Origin of the sequence: Streptomyces sp. NBC_00984 (genome assembly GCF_045162475.1) — a bacterium.
Classification (GTDB): domain Bacteria; phylum Actinomycetota; class Actinomycetes; order Streptomycetales; family Streptomycetaceae; genus Streptomyces.
Window position 1 is genome coordinate 5,865,385 of sequence record NZ_CP108734.1, and the last position, 18,388, is coordinate 5,883,772.

The 18,388-nt window shown below is 72.0% G+C and carries 14 protein-coding genes; 10 read left to right on the forward strand and 4 right to left on the reverse strand.

What is annotated here, in order from left to right:
• The first annotated feature begins 67 nt into the window (after positions 1 to 67).
• The 3 genes from OG520_RS26265 to OG520_RS26275 all read left to right on the forward strand — a co-directional run bounded on the left by OG520_RS26265 (position 68) and on the right by OG520_RS26275 (position 2,304).
• Positions 68 to 427 (forward strand): VOC family protein, encoded by a 360-nt coding sequence (locus OG520_RS26265; RefSeq protein ID WP_406014827.1) that lies wholly within the window; start codon positions 68 to 70, stop codon positions 425 to 427.
• A gap of 462 nt (positions 428 to 889) precedes the next feature.
• Positions 890 to 1,027 carry a hypothetical protein gene (locus OG520_RS26270; protein WP_406014828.1) on the forward strand — a complete coding sequence of 46 codons (138 nt, stop codon included), beginning with the start codon at positions 890 to 892 and terminating at the stop codon, positions 1,025 to 1,027.
• Positions 1,028 to 1,116: 89 nt separating this feature from the next.
• The gene (locus OG520_RS26275) at positions 1,117 to 2,304 is read left to right on the forward strand and encodes a lanthionine synthetase LanC family protein (RefSeq protein WP_406014829.1); all 1,188 of its coding nucleotides are present in this window, start codon (positions 1,117 to 1,119) and stop codon (positions 2,302 to 2,304) included.
• 10 nt (positions 2,305 to 2,314) lie between these two features.
• Here OG520_RS26275 and OG520_RS26280 read toward each other — a convergent pair whose 3' ends face one another.
• The gene (locus OG520_RS26280; protein ID WP_406014830.1) at positions 2,315 to 3,790 is read right to left on the reverse strand and encodes a PucR family transcriptional regulator; all 1,476 of its coding nucleotides are present in this window, start codon (positions 3,788 to 3,790) and stop codon (positions 2,315 to 2,317) included.
• 108 nt (positions 3,791 to 3,898) lie between these two features.
• Between OG520_RS26280 and OG520_RS26285 the strand changes: the two genes are divergently transcribed.
• The 3 genes from OG520_RS26285 (at position 3,899) to OG520_RS26295 (ending at position 8,113) form a co-directional block, all read left to right on the forward strand.
• Positions 3,899 to 5,368, forward strand: coding sequence for a sodium:solute symporter (locus OG520_RS26285; protein ID WP_406014831.1), 1,470 nt, complete (start codon positions 3,899 to 3,901; stop codon positions 5,366 to 5,368).
• Between the two features lie 94 nt (positions 5,369 to 5,462).
• The gene (gene speB, locus OG520_RS26290) at positions 5,463 to 6,431 is read left to right on the forward strand and encodes an agmatinase (protein WP_266418934.1); all 969 of its coding nucleotides are present in this window, start codon (positions 5,463 to 5,465) and stop codon (positions 6,429 to 6,431) included.
• A complete protein-coding gene (locus OG520_RS26295; RefSeq protein ID WP_406014832.1) occupies positions 6,428 to 8,113 on the forward strand; it encodes a thiamine pyrophosphate-binding protein in 1,686 nt (561 codons plus the stop codon). Before speB ends, OG520_RS26295 begins: the two co-directional genes overlap by 4 nt.
• Positions 8,114 to 8,174: 61 nt before the next feature.
• Here the strand turns inward: OG520_RS26295 and OG520_RS26300 are convergent, their stop codons facing one another.
• On the reverse strand, positions 8,175 to 8,549 hold the full coding sequence (locus tag OG520_RS26300; RefSeq protein ID WP_406014833.1) for a hypothetical protein: 375 nt from the start codon (positions 8,547 to 8,549) through the stop codon (positions 8,175 to 8,177).
• 169 nt (positions 8,550 to 8,718) lie between these two features.
• Here OG520_RS26300 and OG520_RS26305 point away from each other — a divergent pair, with 169 nt between their 5' ends.
• Both OG520_RS26305 and OG520_RS26310 read left to right on the forward strand, forming a co-directional pair.
• Entirely contained in the window at positions 8,719 to 9,690 is a 972-nt protein-coding gene (locus tag OG520_RS26305; RefSeq protein ID WP_399329537.1) for a serine hydrolase, read from the forward strand.
• 149 nt (positions 9,691 to 9,839) lie between these two features.
• Positions 9,840 to 13,592 carry an ABC transporter ATP-binding protein gene (locus OG520_RS26310; protein ID WP_406014834.1) on the forward strand — a complete coding sequence of 1,251 codons (3,753 nt, stop codon included), beginning with the start codon at positions 9,840 to 9,842 and terminating at the stop codon, positions 13,590 to 13,592.
• 21 nt (positions 13,593 to 13,613) lie between these two features.
• On the opposite strand, the gene OG520_RS26315 is transcribed toward OG520_RS26310, so the two are convergent.
• Positions 13,614 to 14,108, reverse strand: coding sequence for a hypothetical protein (locus OG520_RS26315; protein WP_406014835.1), 495 nt, complete (start codon positions 14,106 to 14,108; stop codon positions 13,614 to 13,616).
• 288 nt (positions 14,109 to 14,396) lie between these two features.
• Here OG520_RS26315 and OG520_RS26320 point away from each other — a divergent pair, with 288 nt between their 5' ends.
• Entirely contained in the window at positions 14,397 to 14,768 is a 372-nt protein-coding gene (locus OG520_RS26320) for a hypothetical protein (protein WP_399329534.1), read from the forward strand.
• Positions 14,769 to 14,871: 103 nt separating this feature from the next.
• Positions 14,872 to 16,341 (forward strand): S28 family serine protease, encoded by a 1,470-nt coding sequence (locus OG520_RS26325; protein ID WP_406014836.1) that lies wholly within the window; start codon positions 14,872 to 14,874, stop codon positions 16,339 to 16,341.
• Positions 16,342 to 16,414: 73 nt separating this feature from the next.
• Here the strand turns inward: OG520_RS26325 and OG520_RS26330 are convergent, their stop codons facing one another.
• Positions 16,415 to 18,280, reverse strand: a complete 1,866-nt coding sequence (locus tag OG520_RS26330) for a glycoside hydrolase family 3 protein (RefSeq protein WP_406014837.1) — start codon at positions 18,278 to 18,280, stop codon at positions 16,415 to 16,417.
• Positions 18,281 to 18,388: the final 108 nt, after the last annotated feature.

The following is an 18,388-nucleotide window of genomic DNA, read 5'->3' on the forward strand; positions in this document are numbered from 1 at the left end:
GCCGGCGGCGGGTGCCCCGTGCCCGGCCGGCCGCGCGTCGTAGGGTGGGTTCCTCTGGGGGTGGACCATGTTCGACGGCGTACGCACCGTGATGGTTTTCGCGGCGGACCCCGAGGCTTCCGCACGGTGGTACGGGGAGCTGCTCGGCGTCCCGGTGCGGGTCGATGTCGGTGACACGGGCGCCGTCTACGCCTGGGTCGTGGCCGGCGGGGTCGAGCTCGGCTTCCACCCCGTCGACGACGCGCGCAACCCGAGGGGCGGCAGCCCGGTCGTGTACTGGAGCGTGGCCGACGTGGCCGCGGTCCGGGAGCGGCTGCTGGCCGCCGGCTGTGAGCACCACCGAGGCCCCCTGGTGATCGAGCCGGGCCGCCGCATCGCGCAGCTCCGCGACCCGTTCGGCACGATCATCGGCATCGACGGCCCGTAGGGCCTCTCGCGGGGCCTCGTCCGGGCGCCCCCGGCGGGCTGATCGCGCGGCTCGGGCAGCGGTCGCACGGGAGAGCGGTGGTGATCCGTGAACCGTGCGACGGCGCGGCCGACTGCGCTTGTGCCGCAGGGATCACGCCAAGCGCACACCCATCCATCATATGACTAATGGTCATTTTCCTTTCAGCTGGTGTTGCTGCGGGAAATGAGCTGGATGAAGGGCCTGAGCAGGCCGACACAGGCGAGAAGGACGGTCCCGCACCCGTCCGGCGCATCCGGTCCGACCGCGAGCTTCGCGGGCACCGCGCGCCACATCACATGAATCTGCGGATCACACAGAACGAACCAGGGCCTCTCACGGCGCCCGAGTCGGTCCGCGGCACCAGCTCCGCGGGCTCATCGGGCGATCCGTGGGCTGCCCCGCCGTGCCGGAACCACGACACACGGAGGTCCCATGCCGGGGGTGAAGCACCTGGAGGCGAGCTGGGTTCACGAGGGGATCACCAGCGCCGACCTGCCGGTCGTGGAGGCCAGCGACAGCCTGGTGTGCAGCATCATTGTGTGCGCGTCGACCATCTGTGGATCCGGCATCGGCTGCTGACGGCTCCCCGCCGGACACCGCCCGCCCACCGTTGAGTTGAACGGAGCCACCCGGACCCGTTCCGGGTGGCTCCCCGACCCGGAGGTCCGATGCCCCCACCCGGCCACGGCCCGTACCGCGCGGCTCTCGACATGGCCGTCCGACTGCTCGACGAATTCCCGGAGGTTCGCCACGCGACCTCCGATCCCGGCATTCCGGTACTGGCCGCCCTGGTCGCCCGGACCGATGACCCGGCCGCGGCGGCGAGCGCCCGGCGCGCGGTGGCCGCCTGGTCCCGGACCGTCGGCCGCGGCCTGTCCCACGACGGTCTGTACGACGGCGGCCTGGCCGGAACCTTCGTCGGCCTGCGCATGGCCGCCCAGGTCCACCCACCCCTGCACCGCGCCGCCGACCGGCTGCGCGACCACCTCCTGAACAGGGCCTCGGCGCGCCCCTGGCGGACGGCGGACGTCGGCCTGCCCGACTACGACCTCATCGGCGGGCCGTCCGGCACACTGCTCGCGCTCTGCGCCGGGACCCCGAAGCCGTCCGGTCGCCAACTCCTGCCGTTCGCCGCCCACTTGGCGGTGCTGTGCGACAGTGACGAGCTGCGCCGGCTGCACACCGGCCAGTACGCCGGCCATCCGCGACTGGGCTGGCTCCACGGCCGGGTGAACACCGGGATGGGCCATGGCGTGGCGGGACTCGCCGCCGGGCTCACCGCGACGGTCCGCCGCGCCGGGCCACGACCGCGCCTGACGGCCGCCCTGCGCCGCGCCACCCGCTGGCTGGTACGGCAGTCCTTCGACGACGCCCGGTCCGTCCGGAGCTGGGACGGCGCCGGCCTCGACGGCCCGCCGCCCGCCGGGGCACGGGCCCGGCAGGCCTGGTGCTACGGCACCCCCGGCGTCACCTGGGCGCTCTGGGACGCGTCCGACGCGCTGGGCGACCGGGCGACGGCCGACTGGGCGGCGTCCGCCTTCACCACCCTCGCGGAGCGGTACGACGAGGACTTCCATCTCTTCGGCGATCCCCTGACGGATCAGCTCGCGCTGTGCCACGGCGCGGCGGGCGTGCTGGCCGTCGCGGACGCCTTCCACCGGTGGGCCCGGCTGCCGGCCGCCGCCGCGCTCCGCGCCCGGCTCGCCGAGCACCTGAGCACACGACTGCCGGCCGCCCTCGCCCCCGGCGTCCCGCAGACCTCCCTGCTCGAAGGCGCCCCGGGCGCGCTCAGCGCCCTGCTCACCGCCACCCACGACACCCGGCGCGACTGGCTGCCCTGCCTCGGCCTGCGCTAGCGAACACCGCTCACCGCTGCCGCAGCGCGAACCACAGCTCCGTCCGTACGTCCATGTCGTCCAGGTCCGCGTCCAGCAGGGCCGCGCAGCGGGCGATGCGCTGACGGACCGTGTTGCGGTGGATCCGCAGGGCCGTGGCCGTGCGGTCCCAGCTGCCGTGGAGGCTCAGCCAGCAGCGCAGGGTCTCGCTCAGAGGCTCGGTGAGCGGGGCGAGGAGCGCACGGGCGTGGGCCTCGGCCCGGTCGGCGGGGACCAGCGCGGCAAGGCCGGTTCCGGTGTCGGTGTGGTGGTGGGCCAGCGGGGTGCGGGTCGCGACGGCGCGGCCCAGGGCGCGGGCGGCCTGGCCGTCGGCGAGGTCGAGCGCGGTGATGGGGGCGGAGGCGGACGCGCCGAGGGTCCAGCCCGGCTGCGGGGTGATCCGGTCGGCGCCGGGGATCAGTACCCGTACGGCGTCGCCGCCCCGGCCCGCGTCGACCAGGGCCGAACCGAGGGCGGCGCCCAGTGCCCCGGTGGTGAGCGGGTCCACCGGACCGTCGCCGCTGCGGCGCGCGTGCACCACCGTCCACTGCTCGGCGCCCCCGAGCAGCGGTGCGACGTCCTGCGGGTCCGCGCCCAGCAGCATCCGTACCAGGGCGGCCGACCGGCCCGCGGCGTCGGCGCCCTGATGCGGGGCGGCCAGCAGCGAGAGCAGGACGACCGCGACCCCGGCGATGGTGTGGTCGCCCGCCTCGCGCCGGCCCGTCGCCAGCGCCAGGACGAGCCCCTGCCCGCCGCCCAGCGCGTACGCGGAGAGATGGGTGTCCCGCAGCGTGTCGGTGGCGGACGTCGGGGCGGGGCGCGCCCCGGCGGCGACCACCCGGGTGAGCCTGGCCAGCGCCGCCCCGACGTCGGGGGCGGGGCGGCGGCCCGCGGCGTGCAGCTCCTCGCCGTCCCCGGCGAGCAGCGCCGCCCGGCCCTCCAGCTGGGCCGCCAGCTGGTGCAGCACCGCCGGGACCGGGTCCGGCCGGGCCGCCGCAGTGGCCAGGGCCTGCTGGGCGCGCGTCACCCGGCGCAGCTCGCGGTGCCGGGCCTCGGCCATCAGCCGCCACACCGCACGGGCGATCGCCGTGAACGGGGTCTCGGGCGGCACCTCCAGCAGCGGCAGGCCGTGCCGGTCGCACGCCTCGATCAGCTCCCGCGGCACCGTGTCGAACACCGGCGTCACCCCGAAGCCGAGCGCCGCCGCCCCCGCCTCCACCAGCCGGGCCACGAACGCGTCCGGGTCCTTCAGCAGCACCCCGGCGCTCAGCAGCAGTTCACCGCCGAGCAGATACGGGTACGGGTCGGCCATCTCCGAGGTGTGCACCCACAGCAGATCCGCCTCGGCCGGACCCGCGATACGGCGAAGTCCCAGCTCTTCGTGGGCGAGCAGCTCGCCGAGCGGGATCGGGGGAGTGGGCGGCGGGGTCGGCCCGCCCGAGGCTTCCGGCATGGACGATCCATCCATCAGAGACTTCAATTATGGATGAAACGTACTCTTCAGCGTCGCTTGCGAGCCACCTACCGTCTTCTTCACATAAGACATGTGCACTTGTGACCGAAACGGAGGAAGCCCATGGCTGTCGACTACGCGGTGATCATCATCTATCTGGCCGGCATGCTCGCCATGGGCTGGTGGGGCATGCGCCGCGCCAAGTCCAAGAGCGAGTTCCTGGTGGCGGGCCGCAGGCTCGGCCCCGGGATGTACTCCGGCACCATGGCCGCCATCGTCCTCGGCGGTGCCTCCACCATCGGCGGCGTCGGCCTCGGTTACCAGTACGGACTCTCCGGCGCCTGGATGGTCTTCACCATCGGCCTCGGACTGCTCGCCCTGTCCGTCTTCTTCTCCGCGCGGATCGCCCGGCTGAAGGTCTACACCGTCTCCGAGATGCTCGACCTGCGCTACGGCGGCCGGGCCGGGATCATCTCCGGCGTCGTGATGTGGGCGTACACGCTGATGCTCGCGGTCACCTCGACCATCGCGTACGCCACCATCTTCGACGTCCTCTTCGACCTGAACCGGACCGTCGCGATCATCCTCGGCGGCGCCATCGTCGTCGCGTACTCCACGCTCGGCGGCATGTGGTCGATCACGCTCACCGACATGGTGCAGTTCGTCGTCAAGACCATCGGTGTGCTGCTGCTCCTGCTGCCCATCGCGGTGATCAAGGCGGGCGGCTTCAGCGAGATGAAGGCGAAGCTGCCCACCGAGTACTTCGACCCGCTCGGCATCGGCGGCGAGACGATCTTCACCTATGTGCTGATCTACACCTTCGGCATGCTGATCGGCCAGGACATCTGGCAGCGGGTGTTCACCGCCCGCAGCGACAAGGTCGCCCGCATCGGCGGCACCGTCGCCGGTACCTACTGCCTCGTCTACGCCATCGCCGGCGCCGTCATCGGCACCGCTGCGAAGGTCATGTACCCGACGCTGCCCAGCGCCGACGCCGCGTTCGCGACCATCGTCAAGGACGAGCTGCCCATCGGCGTGCGCGGGCTGGTGCTGGCCGCCGCGCTGGCCGCCGTGATGTCCACCTCCTCCGGCGCGCTGATCGCCTGTGCCACCGTCGCCAACAACGACATCTGGTCCCGGCTGCGGGGCGCGGTGTCCCGGGGCGGCGGGGGCGAGGAACACGACGAGGTGAAGGGCAACCGCGTCTTCATCCTCGTCATGGGCGTCGCCGTCATCGTGATCGCCATCGCGCTCAACAACGTCGTCGAGGCCCTGACCGTCGCGTACAACCTGCTCGTCGGCGGCCTGCTGGTGCCGATCCTCGGCGGTCTGCTGTGGCGCCGGGGCACCGCGGCGGGCGCGCTGGCCGCGGTGTCGGTCGGCGGCATCGCGGTGATCGGCCTGATGGCGGCGTACGGAATCCTTGCCAACGAACCGGTCTACTACGGTCTGCTGGCCTCGCTCGCGGTATATGTGATCGTTTCCCTGGCGACGAAGCCGACCGACGCGGCCGTACTGGCGGCCTGGCGCGAGCGGCTCGCGGGGCGGGGCGCGGACGCGGAGGAGCCGGCGAGCGAACCGGTCACCGCGTAACGGCCTCCAGACCCCCGAGCGCGGGGCGGGACCCATCCGGATCCCGCCCCCGCACACCGAACAACGCATGAAACCCGAAGGAAAGGCACTTCACATGAGCAGCAACGAAACGCCGCGCGGTCCCGTCGACTCCTCCCGCGTCCCGCGGTACGCCGGACCCGCGACCTTCGCCCGGCTGCCCCGCCTCGACGAGGTCGGCACCGCCGATGTCGCCGTCGTCGGCGTGCCCTTCGACACCGGTGTCTCCTACCGCCCCGGCGCCCGCTTCGGCGGCAACGCGATCCGTGAGGCCTCGCGCCTGCTGCGCCCGTACAACCCCGCGCAGGACGCCTCGCCGTTCGCGCTCGCGCAGGTCGCCGACGCCGGTGACATCGCCGCGAACCCGTTCAACATCAACGAGGCCGTCGAGACGATCGAGGCCGCGGCCGACGATCTGCTCTCCACCGGCGCCCGCATGATGACGCTCGGCGGCGACCACACCATCGCGCTGCCGCTGCTGCGCTCCGTCGCCAAGAAGCACGGCCCGGTCGCGCTGCTCCACTTCGACGCGCACCTCGACACCTGGGACACCTACTTCGGCGCCGAGTACACCCACGGCACCCCGTTCCGCCGCGCCGTCGAGGAGGGCATCCTCGACACCTCCGCGCTCTCCCACGTCGGCACCCGCGGCCCGCTCTACGGCAAGCAGGACCTGGACGACGACGCGAAGATGGGCTTCGGCATCGTCACCTCCGCCGACGTCATGCGGCGCGGCGTCGACGAGGTCGCCGACCAGCTGCGCCAGCGCATCGGCGACCGGCCGCTCTACATCTCCATCGACATCGACGTCCTGGACCCGGCGCACGCGCCCGGCACCGGCACCCCCGAGGCCGGCGGTCTGACCTCCCGCGAGCTCCTCGAAATCGTCCGCGGGCTGTCCTCGTGCAACCTCGTCTCCGCCGACCTGGTCGAGGTCGCCCCCGCGTACGACCACGCCGAGATCACCTCCGTCGCCGCCTCCCACACGGCGTACGAGCTGACGACGATCATGTCCCGCCAGATCGCAGAGGCCCGTACGAAGTGAGCCACGACCACCACGACGAACGGCCGCGGCTCACCCCCGAGCAGATCGCGGCCGCCCTGAACCCCCCGGCCGGGCGCAATGGCGGCGACCTCGTCGTCGAGACCCTCCAGGGCCTCGGCGCGACCACCGTCTTCGGCCTGCCCGGCCAGCACGCGCTCGGCATGTTCGACGCGCTGCGCCGCTCCTCGCTGACGTACATCGGACTGCGCGTCGAGAACAACGCCGGCTTCGCCGCCGACGCGTACGGCCGGGTCACCGGGGAAGTGGCGCCGCTGCTGCTCTCCACCGGACCGGGCGCCCTCACCTCCCTCGCGGCGCTCCAGGAGGCGGCGGCGGCCTCCGCGCCCGTGCTGGCGATCTCCAGCCAGATCCCGACCGCGGGCCTGGGCGGCGGACGCCACGGCTACCTGCACGAGCTGCGGGACCAGAAGGCGTCGTTCCGCGACGTCGTGAAGTCGGTCCACACCGTCCGTACCGCCTCCCAGATCCCGTCGGCCATCGCCGCCGCCTGGGAGTCCGCGCTGACCGCCCCGCACGGCCCGGTCTGGATCGAGATCCCGCAGGACGTACTCCTGGCGGAGACCACTCTGCCGGTCGTCACGGCGATGGACGCCACCCCGCGCGAACTGCACGCCCGTCCCGAACTGACCGCCGTGGCGGCCGACCTGCTGTCGAAGGCCGGGCGTCCGGCGATCATCGCGGGCGGCGGAGTCGTACGGTCCGACGCCTCCGGCAAGCTGCTGGCCCTCGCGGAGAAGCTCGACGCACCCGTCGTCACCACCTTCGGCGGCAAGGGCGCCTTCCCGTGGGAGCACCCGCTCTCGCTCCAGTCCTGGCTGGAGGACCGCTACACGACGGACTTCCTGGAGTCCGCCGACGTGCTGCTGGTCGTCGGCTCGGGACTCGGTGAACTCTCCTCGAACTACCACACGTTCGCCCCGCGCGGCCGGGTGATCCAGATCGAGGCCGACGCCGGGAAGCTGGAGTCCAACCACCCCGCGCTCGGCATCCACGCCGACGCCCGCGAGGCGCTGTCCGACCTCCTCGAAGCGGTCGACCGCCGCGAGGACCCGTCGGCGCCGGACCGGGTCCGTACGGTCCTCGAAGCGGTACGGGACAGGATCGCCGCCCAGGAACTCACCCTGGAGCAGCGGCTCATCGCCTCGGTCCGCGAGGCGCTGCCCGACACGTCCCCCAGCTTCTGGGACATGACGATCCTCGCCTACTGGGCCTGGTCCGCCTTCGACGCCCGCCACCCGAACACGATGCACTCGGCCCAGGGCGCGGGCGGCCTCGGCTACGGCTTCCCGGCCGCCCTCGGCGCCGCGGCGGCCGACCGTACGAGGCCGGTCCTCGCGGTCTCCGGGGACGGCGGCGCGATGTACTCGATCGCGGAGCTGGCCACGGCCCGCCAGTACGACCTCCCGGTCACCTGGCTGATCGTCGACGACGGCGGCTACGGCATCCTGCGCGAATACATGACAGGCGCCTTCGGCGAGGCCACGGCGACGGAGCTCGCCCGCCCCGACTTCGTCGCCCTCGCCGAGTCGTTCGGCGTCCCGGCCCTCCGTACGACCCCCGAGACGCTCGCCGCCGACCTGGCGAAGTCCTTCGCTCAGCCGGGTCCTTCGGTGGTCGTGCTTCCGGCCCTGCTGAGGATGTTCGAGCCGACGCATCTGTAGGCACCGGCCCGCTGCCCGCCCGCTCACCCGGCCCCGGGTGCGCGGGCGGGGTTCAGCGGGTTCAGCTGCGGGGCGGGTGCTCCTTCGCGATGAGTGCCGCCTGGTCCTCCCTGCCCCGGTGGAAATCCGGCCGCTCGTCGGGATGGAGGCTGGTGGGCACGTTCTTCGCCGGTGGCAAGAAGTCGGTCAGCGACCGGAAGACCGGGTCTGCCGCCGCTCCCCGGCCGCGGATCCGGGCCTGCACCAGGTAGTGGACGATCTCCCGCAGGGGCTCCCGCAGCTGAGGTTCCGGCCGCGCGGCGGCCTTTTCCGCGGCTCCCGGCTGTCCCAGCCCATGGTGTTCGTTCTGCGCGAGCCTCTGCAGGGCCGCGACCGCCGCGTAGAGCCGACCGCAGCGGTATGCCTCGGCATGCCGGACCGGCTGAGCGCTCGTCAAGGTTCCCCCTCGGTCAATGTGCCGGGTCGCACCCGGTGACCGATACCCGCGCGTGACGGGCGACGAACCGCACAGCCCGCAATGCACAACTTTCCGGCCGGTCATGAGTCGTTACTCACGGGTGCGCCGGGAGCGCACCGTACCGATCCGCTCATGGGGGAGAAGCCGCATGAAAGAACAGCCCTGCATATCCCGTCGCGCAAAGGCCGCGCTGTCCGTCGCGCTCGCCGCGGGCGTGCTCGCACCCGTGGCGCTCGGCGCCGCGCCCGCGGTGGCGGCGACGCCGACGGTGAGCTGCACGTCCGGCAAGGCCGGGCTCGCGGCGAAGCTGACGAAGGACATCACCGCCGCGCTCAAGGGCCGGAAGTCGACGACGGCCGTGGCGCTCTACGACCGGAAGACCAAGACCAACTGCTCCCTGCGGGCGACCACCAAGTACGACTCCGCCAGCGTCGTGAAGGCGACCGTGCTGGCGACGCTGCTCTGGGACAACAAGAAGCACAACCGCTATCTCACCCAGCGCGAGATCAACCTCGCCACCGCCATGATCACCAAGTCCGACAACAACGCGACCACCAGCCTGTGGAAGCAGCTCGGGGCGACCAAGGTCAAGGCGTTCCTCAAGGCCGCCGGGATGACACACACCGTGCCCGGCTCCGGTGGCTACTGGGGGCTGACCCAGATCACCGCCCAGGACGAGCTGCGGCTGCTGACCCTGCTGACCGCCAAGAACTCCGTGCTGAGCGACAACGCGCGCTCCTACGAGCTGGGCCTGATGCGCAAGGTGATCTCCTCGCAGCGCTGGGGCACGCCCGCCGGAGCCCCGTCCGGGGCGACCGTCCAGGTCAAGAACGGCTGGCTGCCGCGCGCCACCCACGGCTGGCGGGTGCACAGCATCGGTGCCTTCACGGGCAAGGGGCACGATTACGGGATCACCGTGCTCACGCAGGACAACAAGACGATGAACGACGGCATCAACACCATCCAGGCCGTCGCCCGCGCCGTGCACAAGGACCTCAACCCGGCCGTCGCCGCGAGGACGACCTCGACCGTCGCCCCGCCCGCAGCCCCGCAGGAAGCGGTGCCCGCGGTGCCGGAGGCCCCGGCGGTACGCATGCTCACCGCGACGCCGCGGTCGTAGCGCCGGCCGGCGGGCCGGTCCTACGCCGGTCGTCGCACGCCCCTACGCCGATAGCACTGTCTTCGGCCCCGTCTTTGTAACAGCGGGATGAAATCCGCTGCCCACCGCGTTGGTGCCTTCCGGAAGACCAGGTCCAACGGGAGGCACCGGTGACGGACGCAGGGGACGTACAGAGCGCGACGCAGGCCCCGGGCTGGGCCCGGCGGCTGTGCGGCTACGCATGGCGCTACCGGCGCAATGTGCTGCTGGCGCTCGGCTCGTCGCTCGCGGGAATGGCGGTGATGGCCCTCGTCCCGCTGATCACCAAGGTGATCATCGACGACGTCGTCGTCGGCCACACGCGGTCCCTCGCCGTCTGGACCGGGCTCCTCGTAGTCGCCGCCGCGCTGGTGTACATATCCACGTACATCCGCCGGTACTACGGCGGCCGGCTGGCCCTCGACGTGCAGCACGATCTCCGTACCGAGATGTACGGGACGATCACCCGCCTCGACGGGAAACGGCAGGACGAGCTGTCCACCGGCCAGGTCGTCGGCCGCGCCACCAGCGACCTGCAACTGATCCAGGGACTTCTGTTCATGCTCCCGATGACGATCGGGAACGTACTGCTCTTCATCATCTCCCTGGTGATCATGGCGTGGCTCTCGCCGCTGCTCACCCTGGTCGCGGTCGCCGTGGCCCCCGCCCTCTGGTTCATCGCCCGCCGCTCCCGCACCCGGCTCTTCCCCGCCACCTGGTACGCCCAGGGACAGGCCGCCGCCGTCGCCGGAGTCGTCGACGGGGCCGTCTCCGGGGTCCGGGTCGTCAAGGGGTTCGGGCAGGAGGAGCAGGAGACCGGCAAGCTGCGCGAGGTCGGGCGGAAGCTCTTCGCCGGACGGCTGCGGACGATCCGGCTGAACTCCCGCTACACCCCCGCCCTCCAGGCCGTCCCCGCGCTCGGCCAGGTCGCGATGCTGGCCCTCGGCGGCTGGCTCGCCACCCGGGGCGAGATCACCCTCGGCACCTTCGTCGCGTTCTCCGCCTACCTCGCCCAGCTCGTCGGCCCGGTCCGGATGCTCGCCATGGTCCTCACCGTCGGACAGCAGGCGCGGGCCGGCGTCGAACGCGTACTGGAACTGATCGACACCGAGCCGACCATGAAGGACGGCACCAAGGAACTCCCGGCCGACGCGCCCGCGAGCGTCGAATTCGACGACGTTCGGTTCGGCTATGAAAAGGACCGCCCCGTCCTCGACGGCTTCTCGCTGACCATCGAGCCCGGTGAGACCGTCGCCGTCGTCGGCGCCTCCGGCAGCGGCAAGTCCACCGTCTCGCTGCTGCTGCCCCGCTTCTACGACGTGACGCACGGCGCCGTCCTGGTCGGCGGCCACGACGTCCGCGAACTGACCCACGAATCCCTGCGCGCCGCCATCGGCCTCGTACCGGAGGACAGCTTCCTGTTCTCCGACACCATCCGCGCCAACATCGCCTACGGCGTCCCCGACGCCACCCGGGAGCAGATCGAGGAGGCGGCCCGCGCCGCCCAGGCCGACCGGTTCATCGCGGACCTGCCCGAGGGCTACGACACCAAGGTCGGCGAACACGGACTCACCCTCTCCGGCGGCCAGCGCCAGCGCGTCGCGCTCGCCCGCGCCATCCTCACCGACCCCCGGCTGCTCCTCCTCGACGACGCCACCTCCGCCGTCGACGCCCGCGTCGAGCACGAGATCCACGAGGCGCTGCGCCAGGTGATGGCAGGGCGGACGACCCTCCTGATCGCCCACCGCCGCTCCACCCTCGGCCTCGCGGACCGGATCGCCGTCCTGGAGCACGGCCGGCTCGCCGACATCGGTACGCACGAGGAGCTGGAGCGCCGCTCCCCGCTCTACCGGCGGCTGCTCACCGACCCGGACGAGCTGGGCGGCACCTCGCCCGGACACCAGCGGCTGACCACCGCCGACACGACCCCCGACGACGACCGCGCGCTCCAGGAAGAACTGGACGCCGAGTTCGACGCCGAGCGCGGCATAAGCCCCCACCTGTGGGTCCGCAAGGAGGAGCCGCGCGACACCGGGGCGGCCGGCATGCCCGCCACCCCCGAGCTGCTCGCCCAGGTCGAGGCGCTGCCGCCCGCCACCGACACCCCCGACATCGACGAGGCGCGGGCCGTCGGCGCCGAGAACTCGTACGGGCTGCGCAGGCTGCTGCGCGGCTTCGGGCTGCCGCTGCTGGTGAGCCTGGCGCTGGTCGCGGTCGACGCGGGCGCCGGTCTGCTGCTGCCGGTACTGATCCGGCACGGCATCGACCAGGGCGTCTCGCAGCTGGCGCTCGGCGCGGTCTGGGCGGCGTCCGCGCTGGCCCTCGTGGTTGTCCTGGTGCAGTGGGCCGCCCAGATCGGCGAGACCCGGATGACGGGCCGCACCGGCGAGCGGGTGCTGTACTCACTGCGGCTGAAGATCTTCGCGCAGCTCCAGCGGCTCGGCCTGGACTACTACGAGCGCGAGCTGACCGGCCGGATCATGACCCGGATGACGACGGACGTGGACGCGCTGTCGACGTTCCTGCAAACCGGACTGGTCACGGCCTTCGTCTCCGTCGTCACCTTCTTCGGCATCATGGTCGCGCTGCTGGTCCTGGACGTGCAGCTGGCCCTCGTCGTCTTCGCGACACTGCCGGCGCTGGTCGTCGGTACGTTCTTCTTCCGCCGCAAGAGCGTCAAGGCGTACGAGCTGGCCCGCGAGCGCATCGGCGTCGTCAACGGCGACCTCCAGGAGTCCGTCTCCGGGCTGCGGATCGTGCAGGCGTTCCGCCGCGAGCGCGACGGCGCCGACCGGTTCGCGGAGCGCAGCGACCACTATCGCGAAGCCAGGGTCCGCGGCCAGTGGCTGATCTCGGTCTACTTCCCGTTCGTGCAGCTGCTGTCGTCGGTGGCCGCGGCGGCCGTCCTGATCGTCGGCGCGGGCCGGGTCGACAACGGCACGCTGACCACCGGTGCGCTGGTCGCGTACCTGCTCTACATCGATCTGTTCTTCGCCCCGGTGCAGCAGCTCTCCCAGGTCTTCGACGGCTACCAGCAGGCCACCGTCTCCCTCGGCCGCATCCAGGAACTGCTGCGCGAGCCGACCTCCACCGACGCCGCGGACGAACCGCTGGACGTGCTCTCGCTGCGCGGCGAGATCGCCTTCGAGGACGTGTCCTTCGCGTACGGCTCCGGCGACGACGCCGAGGAGGCCCTCATCGGCGTCGACCTGCGGATACCGGCCGGGCAGACGGTCGCGTTCGTCGGCGAGACCGGCGCGGGGAAGTCCACCCTCGTCAAGCTCGTCGCCCGGTTCTACGACCCGACGGGCGGCCGGGTCACCGCGGACGGCACCGATCTGCGCCGCCTCGACCTCACCGCGTACCGGCACCGGCTCGGCGTCGTGCCGCAGGAGGCATACCTCTTCGCGGGCACGGTCCGCGACGCCATCGCCTACGGGCGGCCCGAGGCCACCGACGCCGAGGTGGAGGCGGCGGCGCGGGCGGTCGGCGCCCACGACATGATCGCCACCCTGGACGGCGGCTATCTGCACGAGGTCGCCGAGCGGGGCCGCAACCTCTCGGCCGGTCAGCGCCAGCTGATCGCCCTGGCCCGAGCCGAACTCGTCGACCCGGACATCCTGCTGCTCGACGAGGCGACCGCCTCGCTGGACCTCGCCAGCGAGGCCCTGGTCAACCAGGCGACCGACCGGCTCGCGGGCCGCCGCACCACCCTGGTCGTCGCCCACCGGCTGACCACGGCCGCCCGCGCCGACCGGGTCGTGGTGATGGACCACGGCCGGGTCGTCGAGGACGGCACGCACGACGAACTCCTGGCCGGGGAAGGGCACTACGCCGTGCTGTGGCGCACGTTCATCGGGGAGGACGAGCCCGCGGGGGTGTGAGCGCCGGGCCCGTCCACCGGGTCACTCGCCGATGCCGGAGATCTTCCCGGTCCGCAGGTCCGAGCGCACGGTCAGGTACGAGTACGTGGGGTGCTTGCCGCCGCTCCAGGTGAGCCGCACCGTCGACCAGGTGTGGCCGGCGGCGCTGTCGTCCGGGGTGACCCGGAAGGCGATCGGGGTGTTCTGGGCGCGGAGCACACCGTCCGCGTGGTTGCGCTGCTCCCAGGTGTTCAGCTGGGAGCGCAGGTGAGGGGTCAGATAGAAGGTTCTGAGGGCAGTGGCGAGTCTGCCGCCGTCCTCCGCCGTGACGGCATCGATGTACGCGCCGTAGAAGTGGGCGACCTGCTGGTAGGCGGGGGCGCCGACGTCGCTGCGTACCGACGCCGGGGCCGCCGGGGCATGCGGGGCCTGCGCGACCGCCGGGACCGCGGCGGCGGCGGTGAGGAGAGCGGAGGCGAGCAGCGTCCGGCCGATGAGACGTCGGCCGGGGCCCTGTGCGTTGCGGAGTTGAGGCATGACAGTTCCTGCCTTTCGTATGGCTCTGTCCTGTTGGAGCCATGCTGTGGCGCTTCGGTTGCCCCGGGGGCGGAGCACGCCGGATGCAACCTTCGGATGGCCTCCTGCGTCGTACGCATGTATGCGTACGTGCCGAGCAAGGGCGTAAATGTTCGACTGGTGATGGGGTTGCTGGTGATCGTAGGGGTGGGGAAGTCCGGAAAGGTCGAATTGTCCAATAGGGGCGACGGCAGAGGCAGAGACGAAGCCGGGAGCGGAGCCGGAGGGGGGAGCCGCGGTACCCGCCGGATGCTGGTGTGCTCGATCGTCCTGCCGCTGGTGGCCGCCCTCGGCCTGGTGCTCGGCGGCCCCGCGGCCGGCCGCGCCGACGCCGCGACGGTCTGCGCCGGGCGCCCCGCGAAGACGGTCCCGTTCAAGACCGGCGAGCTGCGCGTCTACAAGAACCGCTCCTACGCCTGCGCGACAGCCGTCGCCAAGAAGCCGGGCCCGCGCCGCACCATGTCCGTGACGATCCAGGCGCGCGGCGGCAGTCCCGTCGTCGACCAGGGCAAATACACCAAGCAGGCCGGCCCGGTGACGGTCCACGCGCTCAACCGGTGCGTCAGGGCCTCGGCCAAGATATCGGGGAAGTCGGGCTCCACAGGCTGGATCCTCTGCTGACCCACGGGCCGGAACACCCGATCTCTCCGCGCCGACAGGGTCTGGCGGTACCCGTGTCGCCCCGCTAGGTTCACGACGAATGTCGTGATTCCTGGGAGGGCGTATGCGCAAGGCGTTCAGAGGGTTCCTGTCGCTCGCGGTGCTCATCGGCACAGCGGGTGTCACGGGCGCCTCGGCCGGGGCGGCCACCGCCGCGGAACCGGCCGCGTCCCTGAGCCGGTCCGTCAGTGACGACGGCACCGGCGCGGACATCAAGGACCGCATCCTGGCCATCCCCGGGATGAGCCTCATCGAGGAGAAGCCCTACGCGGGCTACCGGTACTTCGTCCTCAACTACACCCAGCCGGTCGACCACCGGCACCCGTCCAGGGGCACCTTTCAGCAGCGCATCACCGTGCTGCACAAGGACACCTCCCGCCCGACGGTCTTCTCCACCAGCGGATACAACGTCTCCACGAACCCCGGCCGCGCCGAGCCGACCCGGATCATCGACGGCAACCAGGTCTCCCTGGAGTACCGCTACTTCACCCCCTCCCGCCCGGCGCCCGCCGACTGGTCCAAGCTCGACATCCGGCAGGCCGCCGGCGACCAGCACCGCGTCTTCACCGCGCTGAAGCGGATCTACACCAAGAAGTGGCTGACCACCGGCGTCTCCAAGGGCGGCATGACGGCCACCTACTTCGAGCGCTACTACCCCGAGGACATGGACGGCGTCGTCGCGTACGTCGCGCCCAACGACGTGGTCGACAAGGAGGATTCGGCCTACGACCGGTTCTTCGAGCACGTGGGCACCAGGGAGTGCCGCGACCGGGTGAACGCCGTCCAGCGCGAGGCACTGGTCCGCCGCGGGCCGCTGGAGAAGAAGTACCGGGAGTACGCCGCCGCCAACGGCTACACCTTTGCCACCACCGGCTCGCTCGACAAGGCGTACGAGGCCGTCGTCATGGACTACGTCTGGGCGTACTGGCAGTACAGCCTGCTGTCCGACTGCGACACCATCCCGGCCGACGCCAAAACCGCCCCCGGCCAGGCGATCTGGGACTCCGTCGACTCGATCTCCGGCTTCTCCACCTATACCGACCAGGGCCTGGAGAACTACACCCCGTACTACTACCAGGCGGGCACCCAGCTCGGTTCGCCCAGTATCCGCCAGCCGTGGCTCGGCGGTCTCAGCCGGTACGGGTACCAGCCGCCGCGCACCTTCGTGCCGCGCTCCATCGCGATGAAGTTCCAGCCGTCGGTGATGCGCGACGTCGACAACTGGGTGAAGCGTCACGCCGATCGGATGCTGTACGTGTACGGGGAGAACGACCCGTGGGGCGCGGAGCGCTTCCGGCCCGGTGCGGGCTCCCGTGACAGCTACGTCATGACCGTGCCCGGCGGCAACCACGGCGCTGCCGTGGCCGGCCTCGCCGAGGACGACAGGGCGAAGGCCACCGCGGCCATCCTGCGCTGGGCGGACGTCGCCCCGGCCGCCGTGCGGGACGACCCGGCGAAGGCCGCGCCGCTCGCGACGTTCGACGCGCGGCTCGACAAGCGGGACGTGATGAACGAGCGCGGGCAGCGGCCGTAGCGGCTCTCCGAGCCGGGGGAGGGGCTGTGCTGAGGGGCTGTGCGCGCGGCGCACAGCCCCTCCGTGCTTCCGGTTAGTACCTGAGCCCGTAACCGACCGGGTGCAGCACCCGGGCCGGGTCGTCCGCGCGCTGCACCGGGACCGGCAGGGTGCCCCGCGGTTCGGCGCGGCCCGCGATCACCCGGGCGGCGGCCCGCAGTTCGACATCGGTCCAGGAGTACGTGGCCAGGTTCGCCGCGAACCCGGTCCCGGACAGCTGGGCGACGTCGTACGGATTGCGGATCGCGACCGTGATCACCGGGATGCCGGTCGCCGCCAGCGCGCTCACCAGGGTGCGCTGCGAGCTCGTCGCCGAGACGTTGTACGTCGCCACGACCACCGCGTCCTTGCCCTGGGCGGCGGCCACCGCCTCGTCGATCTCGGCCTTGGCGGGGGCGGTGCCGGTGGACAGCGCGGTCGCCGCGTAGCCCAGTTCGCCGAAGGCGGTGGCCAGCGTGGTGGTCGGCGGTCCGGTGGTGCCGGACGGGGAGGCGGGATCGGCGCCGACCACGAGCAGGTTCCGGTGGGAGCGGCGGGAGAGCGGCAGCACCGCGCCGTCGTTGGCGAGCAGCGTGGTGGTGCGCTCGGCGATCCGGTCGGCGGCGGCGAGGTGCGACCGGGTGCCGACGGTGCGGTCCACCCCCGAGTGGCTGACGAACGGGTCGTCGAACAGCCCGAGCTTCCCCTTCAGCCGCAGGATGCGCAGGATCGATTCATCGATCCGGGCCTCGCTGATCTCACCGTTCTTCACGGCCTCCAGGACGGCGTTCCAGGAGACGTCGAGGCGCGGCGGGTTGAGCAGCTGGTCGACGCCGGCCTTGAGGGCGAGGACCGGCACGCGCTCGTCGCCGTACTTCGTCCGCACCCCCTCCATGCCGAGCGAGTCGGTCACCACGACACCGTCGTAGCCGAGCTCCTCGCGCAGGATGCCGGTGAGGATCGGGTGGGACAGCGTCGCCGGGTCCTCCGACGGGTCCAGCGCCGGGACCACGATGTGCGCGGTCATGATCGAGTCGATGCCCGCGGCGATGGCGGCCCGGAACGGCGGCTCGTCCAGCTCGGCCCACTGCTCCCGGGTGTGGTTGATGACGGGCAGCCCGGTGTGGCTGTCGGTGCTGGTGTCGCCGTGGCCCGGGAAGTGCTTGGCGGTCGAGGCGATCCCGCTGCTCTGATACCCCTTCACCTGCGCGGCGACCAGGCCGGCCACGGACTGCGGGTCGGAGCCGAAGGAGCGTACGCCGATCACCGGGTTGGCCGGGTTGACGTTGACGTCGGCGTCCGGGGCGTAGTTCTGGTTGATGCCGATCGCGGCCAGTTCGGCGCCCGCGATCTGGCCGGCCCGGCGGGCGTCGGAGCGCGAACCGCCCGCGCCCAGCGCCATCGCGCCGGGCATCAGGGTGGCGGGCTCGCCGACCCGGCAGACGATGCCGTGCTCCTGGTCGGTGGAGACGAGGAGCGGCAGCGGGGTGGGACCGGCGAGACCGGCGCGCTGGATGCCGTTGGAGAGGTCGGCGATCTGGTGCGGGTCGCGGGTGTTGTGCGCCCAGGCGAAGTAGATGATCCCGCCGACGTGGTACCTGTCGATCATCTCGGCGGCCGTGCGGACCCCGATCTCGGCCATGTTGGCGTCGATGTCGGCCTGGTCGGGGTCGGTGGCGGAGTGCCCGTACACCCGCATCACGAAGAGCTGCCCGACCTTCTCCTCCAGGGTCATCCCGGAGATGATCCGCTTGAGGCGCTTGGTGGTGGCGGCCGCATTGTGCTGCCCGCCGCCGTGTCCGCTGCTCGCGGACCTCTGGGCGGCGACGGCGCCGGGGGCGAGGCCCACGCCCGTGACGGCGGCGACTGCCGTCGCGGCGGTGGCGGTGAGAAGGGTGCGTCTGGAGGTGCGGTGGTGCACGTGAGCTCCTTCGGCCGTACTCGGGGACGAGAGGTGGTGAAAGAAACTGCCAAGGAGCACGGATATCCAGAAAATAACTTCCGGTCAAGGGTCCGGACCGTTTTGAGC

What these genes read in the sequence shown, in the direction of transcription:
- OG520_RS26285 (WP_406014831.1), top strand. Translation starts at nt 3,899, where the DNA reads ATGGCTGTCGACTACGCGGTGATCATCATCTATCTGGCCGGCATGCTC.
- OG520_RS26320 (WP_399329534.1), top strand. Translation starts at nt 14,397, where the DNA reads ATGCTGGTGTGCTCGATCGTCCTGCCGCTGGTGGCCGCCCTCGGCCTG.
- OG520_RS26305 (WP_399329537.1), top strand. Translation starts at nt 8,719, where the DNA reads ATGAAAGAACAGCCCTGCATATCCCGTCGCGCAAAGGCCGCGCTGTCC.
- OG520_RS26275 (WP_406014829.1), top strand. Translation starts at nt 1,117, where the DNA reads ATGCCCCCACCCGGCCACGGCCCGTACCGCGCGGCTCTCGACATGGCC.
- OG520_RS26280 (WP_406014830.1), bottom strand. Translation starts at nt 3,790, where the DNA reads ATGGATGGATCGTCCATGCCGGAAGCCTCGGGCGGGCCGACCCCGCCG.
- speB (WP_266418934.1), top strand. Translation starts at nt 5,463, where the DNA reads ATGAGCAGCAACGAAACGCCGCGCGGTCCCGTCGACTCCTCCCGCGTC.
- OG520_RS26265 (WP_406014827.1), top strand. Translation starts at nt 68, where the DNA reads ATGTTCGACGGCGTACGCACCGTGATGGTTTTCGCGGCGGACCCCGAG.
- OG520_RS26315 (WP_406014835.1), bottom strand. Translation starts at nt 14,108, where the DNA reads ATGCCTCAACTCCGCAACGCACAGGGCCCCGGCCGACGTCTCATCGGC.
- OG520_RS26325 (WP_406014836.1), top strand. Translation starts at nt 14,872, where the DNA reads ATGCGCAAGGCGTTCAGAGGGTTCCTGTCGCTCGCGGTGCTCATCGGC.